The organism is Hyphobacterium lacteum, assembly GCF_036330345.1.
GTDB lineage: Bacteria > Pseudomonadota > Alphaproteobacteria > Caulobacterales > Maricaulaceae > Hyphobacterium > Hyphobacterium lacteum.
On record NZ_JAZDRP010000005.1, the window covers coordinates 111,995 to 129,424 of the forward strand.

At 59.7% G+C, this 17,430-nt stretch carries 17 protein-coding genes and 1 tRNA gene; 11 read left to right on the top strand and 7 right to left on the bottom strand.

Going from position 1 to position 17,430, the window contains the following annotated elements:
* Positions 1–8: 8 nt before the first annotated feature.
* Positions 9–458, top strand: coding sequence for a BLUF domain-containing protein (locus V0U79_RS09430; RefSeq protein ID WP_330199251.1), 450 nt, complete (start codon positions 9–11; stop codon positions 456–458).
* A gap of 68 nt (positions 459–526) precedes the next feature.
* Positions 527–602 (top strand) — tRNA-Thr (locus V0U79_RS09435).
* A gap of 30 nt (positions 603–632) precedes the next feature.
* Here the strand turns inward: V0U79_RS09435 and V0U79_RS09440 are convergent.
* Both V0U79_RS09440 and V0U79_RS09445 read right to left on the bottom strand, forming a co-directional pair.
* Entirely contained in the window at positions 633–1,340 is a 708-nt protein-coding gene (locus V0U79_RS09440) for a CPBP family intramembrane glutamic endopeptidase (protein ID WP_330199252.1), read from the bottom strand.
* The gene (locus V0U79_RS09445; protein WP_330199253.1) at positions 1,333–1,827 is read right to left on the bottom strand and encodes a MarR family winged helix-turn-helix transcriptional regulator; all 495 of its coding nucleotides are present in this window, start codon (positions 1,825–1,827) and stop codon (positions 1,333–1,335) included. Before V0U79_RS09445 ends, V0U79_RS09440 begins: the two co-directional genes overlap by 8 nt.
* A gap of 271 nt (positions 1,828–2,098) precedes the next feature.
* Here V0U79_RS09445 and V0U79_RS09450 point away from each other — a divergent pair, with 271 nt between their 5' ends.
* The 7 genes from V0U79_RS09450 to putP all read left to right on the top strand — a co-directional run bounded on the left by V0U79_RS09450 (position 2,099) and on the right by putP (position 8,166).
* A complete protein-coding gene (locus tag V0U79_RS09450) occupies positions 2,099–2,743 on the top strand; it encodes a hypothetical protein (protein WP_330199254.1) in 645 nt (214 codons plus the stop codon).
* 3 nt (positions 2,744–2,746) lie between these two features.
* Positions 2,747–3,520 carry a hypothetical protein gene (locus tag V0U79_RS09455; protein WP_330199255.1) on the top strand — a complete coding sequence of 258 codons (774 nt, stop codon included), beginning with the start codon at positions 2,747–2,749 and terminating at the stop codon, positions 3,518–3,520.
* On the top strand, positions 3,517–4,269 hold the full coding sequence (locus V0U79_RS09460; RefSeq protein WP_330199256.1) for a hypothetical protein: 753 nt from the start codon (positions 3,517–3,519) through the stop codon (positions 4,267–4,269). The genes V0U79_RS09455 and V0U79_RS09460 overlap by 4 nt, the downstream gene beginning before the upstream one ends.
* On the top strand, positions 4,266–5,042 hold the full coding sequence (locus tag V0U79_RS09465; RefSeq protein ID WP_330199257.1) for a DUF6090 family protein: 777 nt from the start codon (positions 4,266–4,268) through the stop codon (positions 5,040–5,042). Before V0U79_RS09460 ends, V0U79_RS09465 begins: the two co-directional genes overlap by 4 nt.
* Positions 5,039–5,776 (top strand): hypothetical protein, encoded by a 738-nt coding sequence (locus tag V0U79_RS09470; RefSeq protein ID WP_330199258.1) that lies wholly within the window; start codon positions 5,039–5,041, stop codon positions 5,774–5,776. Before V0U79_RS09465 ends, V0U79_RS09470 begins: the two co-directional genes overlap by 4 nt.
* Positions 5,773–6,498, top strand: a complete 726-nt coding sequence (locus V0U79_RS09475; protein WP_330199259.1) for a hypothetical protein — start codon at positions 5,773–5,775, stop codon at positions 6,496–6,498. The genes V0U79_RS09470 and V0U79_RS09475 overlap by 4 nt, the downstream gene beginning before the upstream one ends.
* A 189-nt stretch (positions 6,499–6,687) precedes the next feature.
* Complete coding sequence (gene putP, locus V0U79_RS09480) at positions 6,688–8,166, top strand: sodium/proline symporter PutP (protein WP_330199260.1); 1,479 nt, start codon at positions 6,688–6,690, stop codon at positions 8,164–8,166.
* Positions 8,167–8,171: 5 nt separating this feature from the next.
* Here the strand turns inward: putP and acs are convergent, their stop codons facing one another.
* The 3 genes from acs to V0U79_RS09495 form a co-directional block, all read right to left on the bottom strand.
* Positions 8,172–10,139, bottom strand: coding sequence for an acetate--CoA ligase (acs, locus tag V0U79_RS09485; protein ID WP_330199261.1), 1,968 nt, complete (start codon positions 10,137–10,139; stop codon positions 8,172–8,174).
* Positions 10,140–10,226: 87 nt separating this feature from the next.
* Positions 10,227–12,158: a sodium:solute symporter family protein gene (locus V0U79_RS09490; RefSeq protein ID WP_330199262.1), complete on the bottom strand. Its 1,932-nt coding sequence runs from the start codon at positions 12,156–12,158 to the stop codon at positions 10,227–10,229.
* A gap of 11 nt (positions 12,159–12,169) precedes the next feature.
* Entirely contained in the window at positions 12,170–12,460 is a 291-nt protein-coding gene (locus V0U79_RS09495; RefSeq protein WP_330199263.1) for a DUF4212 domain-containing protein, read from the bottom strand.
* Between the two features lie 152 nt (positions 12,461–12,612).
* Here V0U79_RS09495 and V0U79_RS09500 point away from each other — a divergent pair, with 152 nt between their 5' ends.
* The gene (locus V0U79_RS09500) at positions 12,613–13,914 is read left to right on the top strand and encodes a PLP-dependent cysteine synthase family protein (RefSeq protein WP_330199264.1); all 1,302 of its coding nucleotides are present in this window, start codon (positions 12,613–12,615) and stop codon (positions 13,912–13,914) included.
* A 14-nt stretch (positions 13,915–13,928) separates the two neighbouring features.
* Positions 13,929–15,098 (top strand): cystathionine gamma-synthase, encoded by a 1,170-nt coding sequence (locus tag V0U79_RS09505; RefSeq protein WP_330199265.1) that lies wholly within the window; start codon positions 13,929–13,931, stop codon positions 15,096–15,098.
* On the opposite strand, the gene V0U79_RS09510 is transcribed toward V0U79_RS09505, so the two are convergent.
* Complete coding sequence (locus V0U79_RS09510) at positions 15,095–15,922, bottom strand: SDR family NAD(P)-dependent oxidoreductase (protein WP_330199266.1); 828 nt, start codon at positions 15,920–15,922, stop codon at positions 15,095–15,097. The genes V0U79_RS09505 and V0U79_RS09510 overlap by 4 nt on opposite strands.
* On the bottom strand, positions 15,919–17,409 hold the full coding sequence (locus V0U79_RS09515) for a flavin-containing monooxygenase (RefSeq protein ID WP_330199267.1): 1,491 nt from the start codon (positions 17,407–17,409) through the stop codon (positions 15,919–15,921). The genes V0U79_RS09510 and V0U79_RS09515 overlap by 4 nt, the downstream gene beginning before the upstream one ends.
* Between the last annotated feature and the right edge of the window lie 21 nt (positions 17,410–17,430).

A 17,430-nucleotide genomic window follows, 5' to 3' on the forward strand; every position in this document is an offset into this window, starting at 1 on the left:
AGTGGAATATGCGGGTTTTCCAGCTGATCTACACCAGCCAGCCGTCAGAGGCTTTCAAACAGGATTTCCGGGCCGGGCTTGCATCCATTCTCGGGTCCTGTCGCCGGCATAATGCAAAAAGTCAGATCACCGGCGCCCTGCTGTTTGACGAACACCATTTCATCCAGTTGCTGGAAGGCGATCGGCAGAGTGTGAACGAGATATCCTCCCGTATCGCCCGGGACGGCCGTCACAGGAATACGGTGATTGTTTCGGCGGAGGAGTGCGAAGCGCGGAGCTTTCCGGCCTGGGCCATGGCTTTCATCGATATCTCGCAGACGCCGAGCCCGCTCCTGCCTCACGATATTGCCGGTGAAGCTTCACCGGCTTCGGCCAGTTCGCAAAGCCTGAAGGCCTTCATAACCACCGAAATTGCGAAGGCGCGACGGCTCGAAATTACCGGCGCGAAAGCAGCCTGATCAGGGCGCATTTGGTATATTGCAGATCGGGCGACTTGCGGTTAGGTTCCGCCGCCTTCCTACCCGGCGCCGCTTTAGCTCAGCTGGTAGAGCAACGCATTCGTAATGCGTAGGTCGCGTGTTCGAGTCACGCAAGCGGCACCATTTTCCGGCACACATTCATTCGGTTACAGACTAGCCGGGCTCAATCACGTCGATGGAGTCCAGATATCGCATTGTCATGGACAGCGTGCCGGTCGAAGCATGGGCGATGATCAATGGCCAGAGGTTGCGCCGGAACATCCAGAACATCAGGCCAAAGCCGGCGCCCATGATACCGGTGGCCAAGGCGCCGCCAAGACCCTGATAATACATGTGCCGCGCGCCGAAAATGGCGGCCTGCAACACGATCGCCAATGGCATGCGCCATCCGTCCCGGCCGCCCAGCCATTCAGTCAGCTTCAGAATGGTAAAGCCCCGGTAGATCATCTCTTCGAAAAACCCGCCATGAATGATGGCGATGCCGATCCATAACATCAGGAAAGCCGGAGAGTTGGCGATATCCGCAAAACGGTCTTCAGCGCCGGGCGCGACCGGAAGGAAGGGGGCAAGCCAGGTCTGGTAGGCCAGGGAAACGCCAACCATCACGGTCAGCATCAGCACCGTCTGCGGCAACAGTAAAAGGCCGCTTTTCCAGCCCCGGCGGAGCCTCAGCCCATAATCCGCCCATCGCTTGCCCCTGCGCCGGAGGAGCCATGTCGCCAGTAAAGTCGCGCACAGAAGGGACACCGGCCCGGCATACTTCCATGCGACGGACATCATCAATTCCTTGACGATCACGGCGGTCCCGAGGACGAGGACAAGATCGATGAGGGCCGAGAGCCTCGGCCTCGTGTCAGACATGTCTGGAGCGCTCCAGCAGGGAGTTTTCTGTCAAAGCCTGGCGCGTGCGAGTGGCGAGAGCCAGCAGGTCGATTCCCAACTCCTCGAACAGTCCGGCATAAACCTGATCAAGCTGGCGCATGACCGACTGGACCTTTTTCACGACAGGTTCAGCGTGAGCTGTCGGCTGCAGAACCGATCTTGTCCGGTCCTCCGGATCCCGCACCTGGGAGACAAGGCCCGCCTTGACCAGCTTCTTGACCCGATAGGTGGCGAGCTGGTGTGAAAGGCCGAGCTCATCAGCCAAAGCGGCAACGCTCAATCCGGATCTGTTGGCAATCAGGTAAAAGACCGAACCCAGCCGGGCATCGAAGTCGATCCCTGCCGCGTCCAGCATTTCCTGACCCTGCTCGGCCAGCACATCGTGAAGCTGGGCAATCCGGCGCGCCAGAAAGGGCCGGCCGATCTGGCAGACATAATCGTTCGAAGTTTCCGTGCCTGTATTCATGGGTCTCAAATACAAATTTTTGTATTTTAAGTCAAGCCGCGGCTCCCCTGCAGAACAACGTCCATGCCGAACCCTTCGGCGTAAGACTCGCACGGGGCCGGCCAGCGGGAGCGCTGGACAATGGCACCGAAGCCGCTTTCGAGGAGTGCGAATAGCTGTCCGTGCCGCTTTCAGCTCCAAACCGAAGCTGAAACGCCCCCTGACCCCGGAAAGCATTGACAGTTTGATCGGCTAACGCGCAGTGTCTGACGGGGATTTCGGGGAGGCGATATTGGACCGGGTGCGCTGCGGAGAACGATTCTTCTTCTATTACAGCCTGACGCTCTTCCTGATCGTTCTCGTCTTCTTTCCGCTCCATGCCGTCGTCAATTCGGATCATCTGCCGCCCTTGCGGCCAATCCTTCATGCCCATGCGCTGCTGCTGGGCAGCTGGTTCGCCCTGATTGTTGTCCAGACATGGCTGATCGGGTCCGGCCGGGCAGCGCTTCACCAGACGCTCGGCAGGATGAGTATTCTGCTCGTCGTCCTGATGCTACCTGTCGGGGTCTGGGTTTCGTACGAGAACATGCAGCGCACGGGCGCTCCGCAGATCTTTTACGGCAATTCGGTCAATGCCGTTTTCTTTGCGGTCTATTTCAGTCTGGCGCTGACCTTTCGAACAACCGGCGCCCTGCACAAGCGGTTCATGATGCTGGCCTGCCTGTCGCTGATGTTCCCGGCGCTGGCGCGCGTCGGCTATGTGTTCGGTCTCAATCCGTTTGCGGTGTTGCCCATGTGGCTGGCCCTTTTATTGGCCCTGCCGTCCTACGACTTTATCAGCGAGCGAAAGATCAAGACGGCGACGGCCGTCGGGCTGGGTCTGACCCTCCTTTATCTGGGCATACTGATTTTTATCGGCCCGCCGCCCGAAGGATAGACCATGATCCTGGCTCGACTTGCCCGCGCCCTGAGAAACCAGAACTGGCTCGCCGTCTTCCTGGAATTCATCATCGTCATTGCCGGTGTGGTGATCGGCTTTCAGATAACAGCCTGGAGCGAGGCGCGCAGCAGCTCGACACAAACCACCATATTCTATCAGAGGCTGGCCGAGGATTTGTTGACCGAAGCGGCATCGCGTACCGCGCGAATTGCCTATCTCGAGCAGGCACAACAGTATGGCGAAGGCGCCATGAACGCGCTTCTGGCAGGTGAGCCCACAGATTCCCAGCTCATCATCGACCTGTACCAGGCGAGTCAGACATGGGATTACTCCCCGCAGAGGTCGACCTATGACGAACTTCTCAACGCAGGCATTGCCAACGCCATTCCCGATGTGAATATCCGCCGCGAGCTCGCCAATATCTATCTGAATCTCGACAACTCGGCTCTGACCATTAGCGAACAGACGGCCTACCGGAACAATATCCGCCGCTTTATGCCGCATCGTTTGCAAGCCGCCGTTCGCAGCGAATGCGGGGATATCTGGGCGTTTGATGACCGCAGCCGCGTCTTCATTACATTGCCCGAGACCTGCGATCTGACGTTTTCGCCAGAGCAGCTCATGGAGATGGATGAATCAATGGCCGCCTATCCCGAGCTGGTGACCGATTTGTCCCGGCAGCTTGCAGATCTCGAAACCAAGCTGGCGACCCTGCGCTATCATATTCCGGTTATAGAGGCCTTTGCCGGGGAATTACTGGAGGCCGCGCCTTGATCCTTTCCCGGATTGCCCAAGCCCTGAAAACGCAGAACTGGCTCGCGGTCGCAATCGAGCTCCTGATTGTTATCCTGGGTGTTGTCATCGGTTTCCAGTTCACAGCCTGGAATTCCGACCGGCAGCGCGAAGCCCGCGACAGTCAGCTGATCGAACGCCTTGTGCGGGATCTGACCGCCATGCGGGAGGCACACGAAGCGACCCTGCCGGATTACGAGCGAACCTATGATGGCTGGATCGACCTGCTCCGCGCGCTCGAGACTTGCGAGCCTCTGGATACGACACAGGGCGATATCCGCTATGCGCTGGCCCGGTATCAACGGACCCAGGCGCCGCCCATCTATCGCGCCGCCTTCGACGAGATGCGGGCAGCCGGAGCCTTTTCCTCGCTGGCGAATGCCGATTTGCAGGATGCCATCGCGACTTTTTTCGCAACACTGGAGCGAGCGACGATCATAGAAGGCGCTGGCCGGATGGACCAGCTGGCAACGGCCCGCATGCTCTGGCCGCGCTTTGCCTTCTCCATGGTCGAGGATGATATTGATGCGGTCGGCGACGATGAAATCGACGTCCCGGCAGCCGCCAACACCATCGCCTTCATCGATGTGCCCGCGCATTGCGACGATCTTGAGCTGCGCGGCGTGGTCTGGGAAATGGCCGATATCAATCGCGATGGTTATTATGAATCCCTGCAGTCGCTGGAGGAAATCGACGCCATTCTCGCCGCGCTCGAGGAGGCCACGCAATGATCCTCGCCAATCTGGCCAAGGCGATCCGCGAGCAGAACTATTACGCAGTTTTCCTTGAATTCGTGATTGTGGTCGTCGGCGTGCTGCTGGCCTTCCAGATTTCGGCCTGGAGTGCCAATCGGGCCAATCGCGCACTGGCACTGGATTCGCTCGACAGACTGGCCAGCGATCTCGAGATGGAACGTGCTAACTGGCAGCACACATTGGACTATTATTCCAGTACGCGCGCGCATGCGCTGCGCGCTCTGGAAGCCTATCGCAACCCACCGGATGCTCCCGGTGAGGCGCTGTTGATCGATCTCTACCAGGCCAGCCAGCAATGGAATGTGACTGCCCGGACCGGCACTTATGACGAACTGGTCGCGACGGGCCGTATTGCCTTCATCGATGATGAGGACCTGCGAGCCCTGCTGACCAATCATTACGAGCGAACCGGCGCCCGGTCTTTGACATTGAGGGACCCCAGCGATTACCGGGAACGTATCCGAAGTGACATGGATGAGCGCGTGCAGCTCGAAATCCGGGCGCGCTGCAACGACTCCTATGTCACAGACGAATTCAACTATGTCTTCCTGCGCCTGCCGGAGTCCTGCGATCTCGATTTGCCGGTCGATCTGATGCAGCAGGAGGCCGAGCGTTTGCTTGCCATGAGCGAGATCCAGCGCTCGCTGCGGTTTCACCTGGCGATACTCGAGAGCCGCCTGGGAACGATCGAGAACGGCGTTCTTACCAGCGAAATTACCCTGGAAGCTGTCCGGGAGGCCATTGAATGATCCTCGCCAATCTGGCCCGCGCCGTTCGTGAACAGAATTATTATGCCGTCTTCATCGAGTTCGTGATTGTCATTGCGGGTGTCGTCATCGGCTTCCAGATCAGCGGCTGGCAGGCCGATCGTGCGCTGGCGCGGCAGGAAGCGCAGATCGTCCAGCGCCTGATCGGCGACTTCCGGTCCCTCGCAGAGAGTGGCGATTTCCAGGTTGAATACCATGCCCGGAATTTGCGAAGCATGGATGCCGTTCTGGCGGCGCTGAATGCGGGCGAGATTGCCGAAGACCAGGAAACGCTCTTCGTCGATGGCCTGACCTTCGCATACCAGCATGCTTCGGCACTCCAGGCATCGGCGACATTCCGGGAGATTGTCTCCAACGGGCAGCTGGGCCTGATAGACGACGAGGCGGTGCGCGCTGCGGTCATGGGATATCACGAGCGGCTCGAGGATTCCGACGACACCTTCCTGCATATCCGGCTGATGCAGACTCTCTATGTCGTTGCCTACAACCGGCATTTCCGCTGGGATCCTTCGCCGCATCCGACATCCGACTGGCGCCGCGTGGAAAGCTTTGATTTCGACACCATGCTCGCCGACCCCGAATTCTACGATGCGGCCGAGGAGCTGCGGGAATTCCAGCGTTTCTATTATGCCTGGCATGTCGGAACCCGGGAACGGGCGCAGCAGACGCTCGAACTGCTGGAAGCCTATGCAGCATCACACGGGATTGCATCATGATCCTTTCCCGCCTCAGCCAAGCCCTCCGGACGCAGAACTGGCTCGCTGTGGCGCTGGAATTCGCGATCGTCGTTCTCGGTGTGTACCTCGCCTTCCAGCTGGCGACGTGGTCGGAAGCCCGGCAGCAGGATGCCGAGGCCACCCGGCTTCAGGAGCAGCTGGAGATCGAGGTGTCCGCTGCGGTCGATGAAATCGAATCCTGGATCGCCTACCGGACGGAAGCAGTATCAGAGCTGCATGACGCCATTCTTACGATCCAGTCCAACGATCCCGAGCGGGGCCTCAGTGAACAGGAATGCGAAGCCATCTGGGGCTCGCATATCGTCATCTGGAATGATGTCCGGCTCGTCACGCTCGATGAAATCATCGCCACGGGGCGGCTTTCCATTCTCCCGGATACCCGGCTCCGGCGCGCGCTTCTCGAATACCGCAACGAGAACAGTATCGGCAATTCCAGGCGGGCTTTCATCGCGGCGGATCTGAGCAATGTCGTCGATACGTTTGCCGAAGAAATGCCCCGCTTTATTGAACCGGGTCCTACTGAAAGCAGTTGGTTGAGTGCCAACCGGGTGGACTGCCAACTCCAGCCGATCCGTGAAAACGCAACGCTGCGAAACCGGCTGATCAGCAATCTGGGGCGCACCCGCGGCATGATCGGGCTTGCGGAACAGGAGCTCGAGCACCTGAGGGTGATCCAGCGCCTTCTCGCGACCGAAGATTGAACATCTGTTTTCAGGAGTCGACCATCAGATAGTCCGGCTGGCTGCCAATCCCAGTCCTTGCCTTGACGTGCCGCGCCCTAAATGTTCCACAACGCGCACTCATCGAGGTCTGACCGGTTTGGCGCTTGCCGGGCCCGTATCGCATTTCGCGCTGATTGCGTCAGACGAGCCATACAGCGGATAGACATTATGGAATTTGGTACCGGCGTATCGCTTGCGGCCTATTTTGTTCTGATGGTCGGCATTGGTCTTTACGGATTCCGGGAATCGACCAGCGACAGTTCCGGCTATCTGCTGGGCGGACGAAAACTGGGCCCTGCGGTCACCTCCCTGTCGGCAGGGGCATCGGACATGTCGGGCTGGATGCTGCTGGGTCTGCCGGGCGCCATGTATGTCTCGGGACTGTCGGCCAGCTGGATCGCGCTGGGCCTTCTGATCGGGGCCTTCGCCAACTATCTGCTCGTGGCACCGAAGCTGCGCGTCTACACCGAACGCGCCAACGACGCGATCACCATTCCCGATTTCTTCGAGAAACGCTTCGAGGACCATTCACGCCTGCTGCGGGTCGTTTCCTCGATCGTCATCGTGGTGTTCTTCACGCTATATACGTCATCCGGAGTGGTTGCGGGCGGCAAGCTGTTCGAGAGCGCCTTCGGCTTGTCCTACTATGTCGGCCTGTTCGGCACGGCCGGTGTGGTTGTGCTCTACACGCTGTTGGGCGGGTTCATGGCGGTCTCGATGACCGATTTCGTGCAGGGCGTGATCATGTTCATTGCCCTCATCATGGTGCCTTTCGTGGCATTGACCGGCGCGGGAGGATTTGACGGGGTCTCCGCCACGCTTTCGGGCGTCAATCCGGATTTGTTGAACCTGTTCTCCGGAATGACACTGATCGGGATCATTTCCGCCATGTCCTGGGGTCTGGGTTATTTCGGCCAGCCCCACATCATTGTGCGCTTCATGGCGATCCGCTCGGTCAAGGATGTCGGCGCCGCACGGAATATCGGCATGAGCTGGATGCTGGTGACGCTGATCGGTGCCCTGTCGACCGGTCTGATCGGGCTGGCCTTCGTGACCCAGCGCGGCATTCCGCTGGATGATCCGGAGACGATTTTCATCGTTCTCGCCTCGGACCTTCTGTTCAATCCGTATATTGGCGGTTTCCTTCTGGCGGCCATTCTGGCCGCGATCATGTCGACCATCTCTTCCCAGCTTCTGGTCTCCTCCAGCTCGCTGACCGAGGATTTCTACAAGATATTCCTGCGCCGCAAGGCCGGTCAGAAAGAGCTCGTCATGGTGGGCCGAATCTGTGTCCTGGCCGTTGCGATGGTGGCCATCGCGCTGGCCTGGAACCCGGACAGTAATGTGCTCACCCTGGTCTCAAATGCCTGGGCCGGCTTCGGCGCGGCTTTCGGTCCGGTGGTTCTGCTGAGCCTCTACTGGAAGAAAATGACGCGCTGGGGCGCGCTGGCCGGCATGATTGCCGGCTCCGTCACCGTCCTGTTGTGGATCTATGTCTTCCAGCTGTCCGGAACGCTTTACGAGATTGTCCCCGGCTTCATTGCCTGCTTCACCACAATCGTTCTCGTCAGCCTGATCTCGCCCGGCCCGAAAACCTCGGTCGAGGAGACGCATGACGCTGTCGATGCGGAGCTGGGCGCCCGCTAACCGGCTCAGCCCTGCGGGCGGTTGGCGACAAGGTCGTCGACCACGCCCGGCTCGGCCAGGGTGGAGGTGTCCCCCAGCGCATCCAACTGATTCTCTGCAATCTTGCGCAGGATCCGGCGCATGATCTTGCCTGACCGCGTCTTTGGCAGAGCCGGCGCAAACTGGATCACGTCCGGGGTGGCCACCGGTCCGATCTCCTTGCGGACATGGGCCTTGAGTTCAGCTTCCATTTCCGCCGTCGGCTCGACGCCTGCATTCAGCGTGACATAGCAATAAACACCCTGCCCCTTGATATCGTGGGGGTAGCCAACCACGGCGGCCTCTGCGACATCGACGTGTTCGACCAGCGCGCTTTCAATCTCGGCCGTGCCCAGGCGATGGCCCGAAACGTTGAGCACATCATCCACCCGGCCGGTGATCCACCAGTAATGATCGGCATCCCGGCGGGCCCCGTCGCCGGTGAAGTAGAGCCCCCGATAGGTCGAGAAATAGGTCTCGGCAAAGCGCTTGTGGTCGCCATAGACGGTGCGCATCTGACCTGGCCAGGAGCGCTTGATTACCAGATTTCCGGTCAGCTCGCCCTCACCCTCGATGAAATGGCCTTCGCCGTCTACGAGGGCTGGCTCGATGCCGTACATCGGCTTTGACGCCGCGCCGGGCTTCAAATCGTGGGCACCCGGCAGAGGCGTGATCATGCAACCGCCCGTTTCGGTCTGCCACCAGGTGTCGACGATCGGACATTTTCCCTTGCCCACAACGCGGTGATACCAGGCCCAGGCCTCAGGATTGATCGGCTCGCCGACGGAGCCGAGGAGGCGCAGGCTGGAAAGGTCATGCGCCTCGACCAGCGCATCACCTTCGCGCATGAGCGCCCGCAGCGCGGTCGGTGCCGTGTAAAGCACATTGACCTTGTGCTTGTCGCAGACTTCCCAGAACCGGTCGGCTTTCGGATAAGTCGGGATGCCTTCGAAGACAAGCGTCGTGACGCCATTCGCCAGCGGGCCATAGGTCAGATAGGTGTGGCCGGTTACCCAGCCTATATCAGCCGTGCACCAGAACACCTCGCCGCGCTCAACCTCGAAGACGGTGTCAAATGTCATCGCCGCCCAAAGCAGATAACCACCCGTCGTGTGCAGAACGCCTTTCGGTTTTCCGGTCGAGCCCGATGTGTAGAGGATAAAGAGCGGATCCTCGGCATTCATCGGTTCCGGCGGGCAGTTGGCATCGACCTGAAGGGTCAGTTCGTGATGCCAGAAATCCCGTCCCTCGACCCAGCCAATGTCTGCGCCGGTATGACGGACACAAAGCACCGCCTTCACGCCGCCGGCGATCTCGATCGCCCTGTCGACATTCTCCTTCAGCGGAATCGGCTTGTTTCCGCGAACGCCCTGATCAGCGGTTATCACGAACTCGGATTCACAATCCTTGATCCGGCCCGCCAGGGAATCCGGTGAAAAACCGCCAAAAACGACGGAATGCACCGCGCCAATGCGGGTACAGGCCAGCATGGCATAGAGCGCTTCCGGGATCATCGGCATGTAGAGGGTGACGCGATCGCCCTTTGTCACGCCGATTTTCTTCAACTCGTTCGCCATACGGCAGACATGATTGTGAAGCTGACGATAGGTAATGGCGGAGTGGAGGCCGGGATTATCCCCTTCCCAGATCAGCGCGACATCGTTCCCGCGCTGATCGAGGTGCCTGTCGATACAATTATACGAAACATTGAGTACGCCATCGGCAAACCATTCGATGGAGAGATTGTCCGGATCCCAGTTGACGTTGGAAATCTCGGTCGGTGTCTTGATCCAGTCGAGGCGGCGCAATTCTTCTGTCCAGAAGGCGTCCGGCTCCTCGATCGATCGGCGATAGCGCTCCTGATACTGCTTCAGGCTGGTCCGGGAATAGGGCGCATAATCATCCGGAACAGGGACAAGCTCCGGTGCAGTCGCAAAATGGCTTTCATCCGGCATGTCATCCTCCCTCGATGCCCGCAGACGGGTCTGGCCGCAGTGAAGGCCAAGACCCGCCGGGCATCAAGCCGGGAATGTGCGGAATGCCTATTCGGCTGCAGCCCTGCCATGCTCGACATGGGCGCGGGCGGACGGGATCCGGATTTCCTCGACCATGTCGCGTATTTCTGGTGGCGGAGCCGGGGTCAACATGGCAACCGCGACCGACACGGCAAAGGCCACCAACATTCCGACCGTCCCGAAACCTTCCGGTGAGATTCCAAGGAACCATTGATCGTCCACTCCGATCGCCACGTCTGGCAGAAGTCCGGCAAGGCCTGATATGCCGATCAGCCCGGTGATCGCCGACAAAACCAGCATCAGGGGTAGCTTGCCTTTTTGATGCGTCCCGAAGTGCAGGACCAGGAGGGCGATCGCGGCCAGCAGCGCGCAGGCGCCCAGCACGACAGAGGAAAACCCGATCTTGAAATGCACAATATAGGCGGCGGTAACAACCAGGCCGGTCGTCATGCCGGCAATGGCGCCCTGCTTGTTCATGCGGGTCCAGAAAATGCCCAGCAGAATCGCCGGGAAGAAGCTGGCCGCTGCCAGCCCGAAGGCAAAGGCCACAACGGCCGCGACAAAACCGGGCGGGTTGATCCCGGCATAGATGGCCACCAGCACGGCAGCGACCGCGCCGATCCTTGCTGTCAGCAATTCCTGGGTATCACTCATTCCCTGGAAGAGAACCTTGCGGCAGAGATCGTGGGACACAGCAGATGAAATCACCATCAGCAGGCCGGCCGCCGTGGAAAGCGCAGCCGCCAGGCCACCGGCCACGACAAGGCCAATCACCCAGGAGGGCAGACCACCAATTTCCGGATTGGCGAGCACGAAGATATCGCGATCAAGCCGGGTGACCTCATTGGTTTCCGGATCTGCGCGGTACTGGATGCGCCCGTCCCCATTCCGGTCTTCAGCATCCAGAAGACCCACATCGCGCCAGTTATAGAACCATTCCGGTGTATCACCCTCGCCAAGAGAGCCCCGGTCAATCGTGCCGGCGGCGGCCTCTTCGGACCATGCACTTTCATTGACCGTGTCGATGAAATTGGCCCGCGCAAAAACCGCAACGGCGGGAGCGGTTGTGTAAAGAATGGCAATGAAAACCAGCGCCCATCCGGCTGACTTGCGGGCATCGGAGGCCTTGGGAACGGTGAAGAAGCGGATGATGACGTGCGGCAGTCCGGCCGTCCCCACCATCAGCGCCAGCGTGATGGCGAAGACGTCGATACTGTCTTTCACGCCTTGTGTGTAGGCGGTGAAGCCGAGATCCGTCAGCGTCCGGTCAAGATTCAAAAGGAGCGGTGTTCCATCCTGTGCATTCCCTATGAAGCCGAGCTGCGGGATCGGTGTCCCGGTGATCTGGAGCGACAGGAAAATCGCCGGGACCATGAAGGCAAAGATCAGCACACAATACTGGGCGACCTGCGTATAGGTAATCCCCTTCATTCCCCCCAGCGCCGCATAGAAGAGCACGATGACAGCGCCGATAATCACGCCCGCCTCGATCGGCACATGGAGGAAGTTCGAGAAGGCGATGCCGACACCGCGCATCTGTCCGGCAATGTAGGTAAAGGAAATAAACAGGGCACAGATCACCGCCACGATCCGGGCGGCCTGTGAATAGTATCGGTCGCCGACAAAGTCCGGCACGGTGAACTTGCCGAACTTGCGCAGATACGGTGCCAACAGAAGCGCCAGCAGAACGTAGCCACCTGTCCAGCCCATCAGATAGACCGACCCGTCATAGCCGGAAAAGGCGATGATCCCCGCCATGGACAGGAAGGAGGCGGCGCTCATCCAGTCAGCGGCTGTCGCCATACCGTTGAAGACGGGGGGGACATCATGGCCTGCAACATAGAAATCATTGGTCGAGGCCGCCCGCGCCCAGATCGCAATGCCTATGTAGAGGCCGAAAGTGGAAATCACGAACAGGCTGGTCCAGAAAAGCGTCGGTTCGAGGCCGAGAATCTCCATTTCGCTTCTCCTCAACCCTGATCGTCATCTATGTCGTACTTCCGCTCGATGCGGTGCATCAGGGCGGAATAGACGAAAATCAGGATGACGAAGACATAGATGGACCCCTGCTGGGCGAACCAGAACCCCAACGGGGCGCCGCCAATGGAGACATTATCGAGCAGGTCGCGGAAAAGGATGCCGGCCCCAAAGGAAACCAGCGCCCAGATCGCCAACAAAATGGCCATCAGGGTCAAATTCTCCCGCCAATAGGCCTTGAACCGGCCCTCCGAAATGTCGTGATCCGTGCCATTTCCGGCCATGTCACCCTCCCCGGGATCGTTCGGCCTGACCTTAGCCGCTCAATGCCTCTCTGCAATCCCGGAACGCGAGCGGACTGATGCAGAGATGGACTTTCCGCGGGCTTCAAAATAGGACGGGTTCCATCCTGACCGCCCCTTCTCGCGGAGTCCTCATGACGTTTTATCCGAATATAATCGCCGCCATTGGCAATACGCCGCTGGTCAAGCTGAACAAGGTCGTGCCGGACGGTGCGGCGACCATTCTGGCAAAGTGCGAATTCATGAACCCGACCGGCTCGATCAAGGACCGGATGGGTCCCTATATCATCGAGCAAGCCGAGGCCGCCGGCCTGCTGAAGCCCGGCGGTACGATCGTCGAGAACACGTCAGGCAATACCGGACAGTCCCTAGCGATGGCCGCAGCCGTAAAAGGTTATCGCTGCGTCTTCACGCTGCCCGACAAGATGAGTCAGGAAAAGATCGACATGATGCGCGCCTATGGCGCCGAAGTGGTGATCACCCCGACCGATGTGCCCGGCGACAGCCCCGATCACTATGTCAACACGGCCAAGCGCATTGCCGAGGAAACGCCGGGCGCTTTCTATGTCGACCAGTATCACTCCCAGTGGAATATCGAGGGCCATTATCACAATACGGGCCGCGAAATTTTCGAACAGACCGATGGCGGCAAGTTCGATGTGTTCATGGGCGGGACCGGCACGGGCGGAACCGTTTCCGGCGTCGGCCGCTATCTGAAGGAGCATGCGCCGGACGTGAAGATTATCGGCGTCGATCCGCTGGGCTCGGTGCACTACAACCTGTTCAAAACGGGCCGCCTGCCAGCCGCCTATGTCTATTCCGTCGAGGGGATTGGCGAAGACATTGAATGCCGGGCCATGGATTTCTCGGTCGTCGACGACATGGTCCAGATTGACGATTGGGAAAGCTTCCATGTCGGGCGGGCCCTCGTGCGCGAAGAGGGGCTGTTCTGTGGCGGTTCTTCCGGCTCCATCGTCGCAGCGGCCATTGAGGTCGCCAAGAAGATCGGCCCGGACAAGACCATTTTGGTGACGCTTTGCGACAGCGGCACGCGGTACATTTCAAAGTATCTTTCCGACAAATGGATGGAGGAAAAGGGCTTCTTCACCGATCACAAGCTGCTGGGCCAGGTCCAGGATCTGGTCACCCGGCGCTCCTCGCTGGTTGGCGATGCCAGCGCACCGGATAGCGAAATCCAGAAGCTGATGGACGAAGGCAAGCTGGACTATCTGCCACTGAAAGAGGGTGATGACTTCACGTCGATCGCAACACGCGACGGAAAGCGGCTTTCGATTGGCGGCATTCTCTATACCGAGGCCCGGATCGAGGAAATGCCACATATTCTCAAGCGCGGTGACGCCGGTCTGGTGATGACCCATGACGCCGTGGTCGGCGTGGTTACGGCCAAAGAATACAATGCCCGGATTGGTGCCTAGAAAGGACTGAAGAGATGAGCGGCGAGAACCAGCAATTTGCAACCCGGTGCATTCATGCCGGGCAGTCCCCGGATCCGACGACCGGCGCCATCATGACGCCGATCTATCAGACCTCGACCTATGTGCAGACCAGCCCGGGCGAGTTCATCGAGAATTATGACTATTCGCGTTCGGCCAATCCGACCCGGACGGCGCTGGAAGCCAATGTCGCCAGCCTGGAAGGCGGCAAGCACGGCATCGCCTTTTCTTCCGGCGTGGCGTCGCTGGCGGCCTGCATCCATCTGCTGAAATCCGGCGATCATGTGTTGCTGTGCGATGATGTCTATGGCGGCACGTTCCGCATGTTCAACAATGTCTTCGCGCAGCTGGGAATCCAGTTCTCACGTGTCGACATGACCGATCTCGATGCCACGCGCGCAGCCATGACGGACCAGACGAAGCTGGTCTGGCTGGAAACGCCGACCAATCCGACGCTGAAAGTGATCGATATCGAGGCTGTCGCGCAGATTGCCCACGATCACGGCGCGCTCTGCGTGGCCGACAACACGTTTGCCTCTCCCTATCTCCAGAATCCGCTGGCACTGGGCGCGGATATCGTCTCGCACTCGTGCACCAAATATCTGGGCGGCCATTCCGATCTGGTTGGCGGCATTCTGCTGACGTCCAGCAGCGAGCTCGCAGAGAAGCTGCACTATGTCCAGAACGCGGTGGGCGCGGTCCCGGCCCCGATGGATTGTTTCCTGCTTCTGCGCTCGACCAAGACGCTGCACGTGCGGATGGAACGCCATTGCGAGAATGCCGGCAAGATCGCTGACTGGCTGACCGGTCAGGACGGCATCGAACGCGTGATCTATCCCGGTCTCGACAGCCATCCCCAGCACAGGATTGCGGCCAAGCAGATGCGGGGTTTCGGCGGCATGATCACAATGACGCTGAAAGGCGGCTTGCCGGCCTCCCGGCGTTTCCTTGAAACGTTGAAACTCTTCTCTCTGGCCGAGAGCCTGGGCGGCGTGGAATCGCTGGTGGAACACCCGGCGATCATGACCCATGCCTCGGTCGATGCCGACAAGCGGGCCGCTTTGGGCATTGATGACGGGTTGGTACGCCTGTCCTGCGGGATCGAGGATGCCGGCGATCTGATCGCCGATCTCGAACAGGCTCTGGACGCTGCAAAGACTGTCTAGGTCGCGGCAGCGTCGAGGCGTTTCCGGATGATGTTCCAGTAGCGGGTCGGCAGGATCCGCTCCATCCACATGATGGTATGGGCGTCGCGGCCGACAAAGACGCGCGGCTTGCGGCGTTCGACCCCCCGCAGGATGATGTCTGCCGCTTTTGGCGGCGGCATGATCAAGGCCTGGTCGGCGATTTTCTGTCCCTGCTCATATTCCTCGTCGCTGACACCGGCACCCCGCTCGGCCTTCTTGGCAATATTCGTGGCAATGCCGCCCGGGTGAACCGTGGTGACGCCGATCGGCGTGTCCGCCAATTCATGCCGCAACGCCATGGTAAAGCCACGGACGCCGAATTTGGCGGCTGAATAGGCGGTTTGTCCGGCCGGTGCGATGACGCCATAGATCGAGGAAATATTGGTGATGTGACCCTCGCCCGTCTCGCGAATGAGCGGAAGGAAGGCCCGGGTCATACGGATAACGCCTTGCAGATTAATATTGATGACGCGGTCGAATTGTTCCGCCGTAACCTGATCGAACGACCCGCCCAGCGCGACCCCGGCATTGTTGAAGAGCAGATGCGCTTCGCCATGCGTCTTGCGGACCTCATCGGCAAAGGCATTGATGGCGGCCTCGTCGCTGACATCGACGACGTGCGTCGTAACCCGGCGATCATTCGAGCGCAGCTCTGCCGCCACCGCTTCAAGACCCTCGGCATTGACGTCGGCGAGGACCAGATTGCAGCCCCGTTGGGCGAGATTCCTGGCCAGAGCCGCGCCAATGCCACTGGCAGCACCAGTGACGATCGCGGTCTTACCGGCAAAGTCGAGGCGGCTCATTCCGCGGCCTCGCGCACCGGCGTTTCCTTGCTGACCGGACCGGCGTGCCGGAACTGCATGGCGCCGTCATCAATCCTGCCAAAGCGGATCGCCATCATGTCGGCGAAATAGTTCATGTGAACCTGCCAGGGCGCTTTCGGCCCCTGCGCGGGGAGGGTGTGGCGGGCTCGTTGGAAATAGCCGGAATCAAGCAGGCGCAAGGGCTCGCGCGGCATGTCCGGATCCGGGACGGGTACCGCGTAATCGGTGCCGGTCCTGTCGAGATGCTTCAGCGTCCGGCAAACGCGTTCGCAGGTCAGATCAATCTTCAGCGTCCAGGACGCATTCGTGTAGCCAAACGCCATGGCCATGTTCGGAATGTCGCTGACCATCATGCCGCGATAGACGACATGATCCGGCGGGTCGACCAGCTCGCCATCGACATTGAGAATGATGCCGCCCATCAACTGCAGATTCAGGCCCGTCGCCGGGATGATCAGGTCAGCCTCCAGATGCTCACCGGATTTCAACTGGATGCCGGTCCCGGTGAAGTGATCGATATGGTCGGTAACGACCGAGGCCTTGCCCTCGCGGATCGGCGTAAAGAAATCGCCATCCGGCGCGGCACAGAAGCGTTGATCCCAAGGCTTGTAGGCCGGAGAGAAGTGCTTGTTGACATCAACATCCGGTCCCAGCGCTTCCTGCGCCTGCTTCAGGACGGCTTTTTTGACCATGTCCGGAAAGCGCTGCGCCATCTGGAAAATGAAGATGGTCTGCAGGATGTTCTTATAGCGGGTGATGGCATAGGCCATCTTGGCCGGCAGGACCTTGCGCAGGAAATTGGCGGTGCGATCCACGGTTGGCCGGGCAGCGATATAGGTCGGAGACCGCTGCAGCATGGTCACGTGTTCCGCCTTGTCCGCCATGGACGGCAGAAGGGTGACGGCCGTCGCTCCGGAACCGATGATCACGATCTTCTTGCCGGAGTAATCGTAATTCTCGTCCCATTTCTGCGGGTGAATGAAATCGCCCTTGAAGTTTTCGACGCCTTCGAATTCAGGCAGATAGCCCTGATCGTAACGGTAATAGCCGGACGCAAGGAAGAGGAAGCGGGCAACATGCTCCTCCACGCCTTCCGGCCCTTTGGCCTTCACCGTCCAGCGCGCGGTTTCCGAATTCCAGCTGGCCGCTACCGCTTTTCGTCCGAAGCGGAGATGGTCGAACATGCCGTCGTCGCGGGCGGTTTCTGTCACATAATTCCTGATTGACGGTCCGTCCGCGAAGACCTTGCCATCCACCCAGGGTTTGAAGGCATAGCCAAACGTGTACATGTCGCTGTCAGAGCGGATGCCGGGATAGCGGAACAGATCCCACGTCCCGCCGATCTGTTCGCGGGCCTCGAGGATGCGATAGGTTTTGCCAGGACAACGCTCCAGAAGATGGTGCGCCATGCCGATGCCGGAGACACCGGCCCCGACGATCAGGACATCCACTTCGCTCTCAGCCATTCCGCCCTCTCCCAAGGTGGT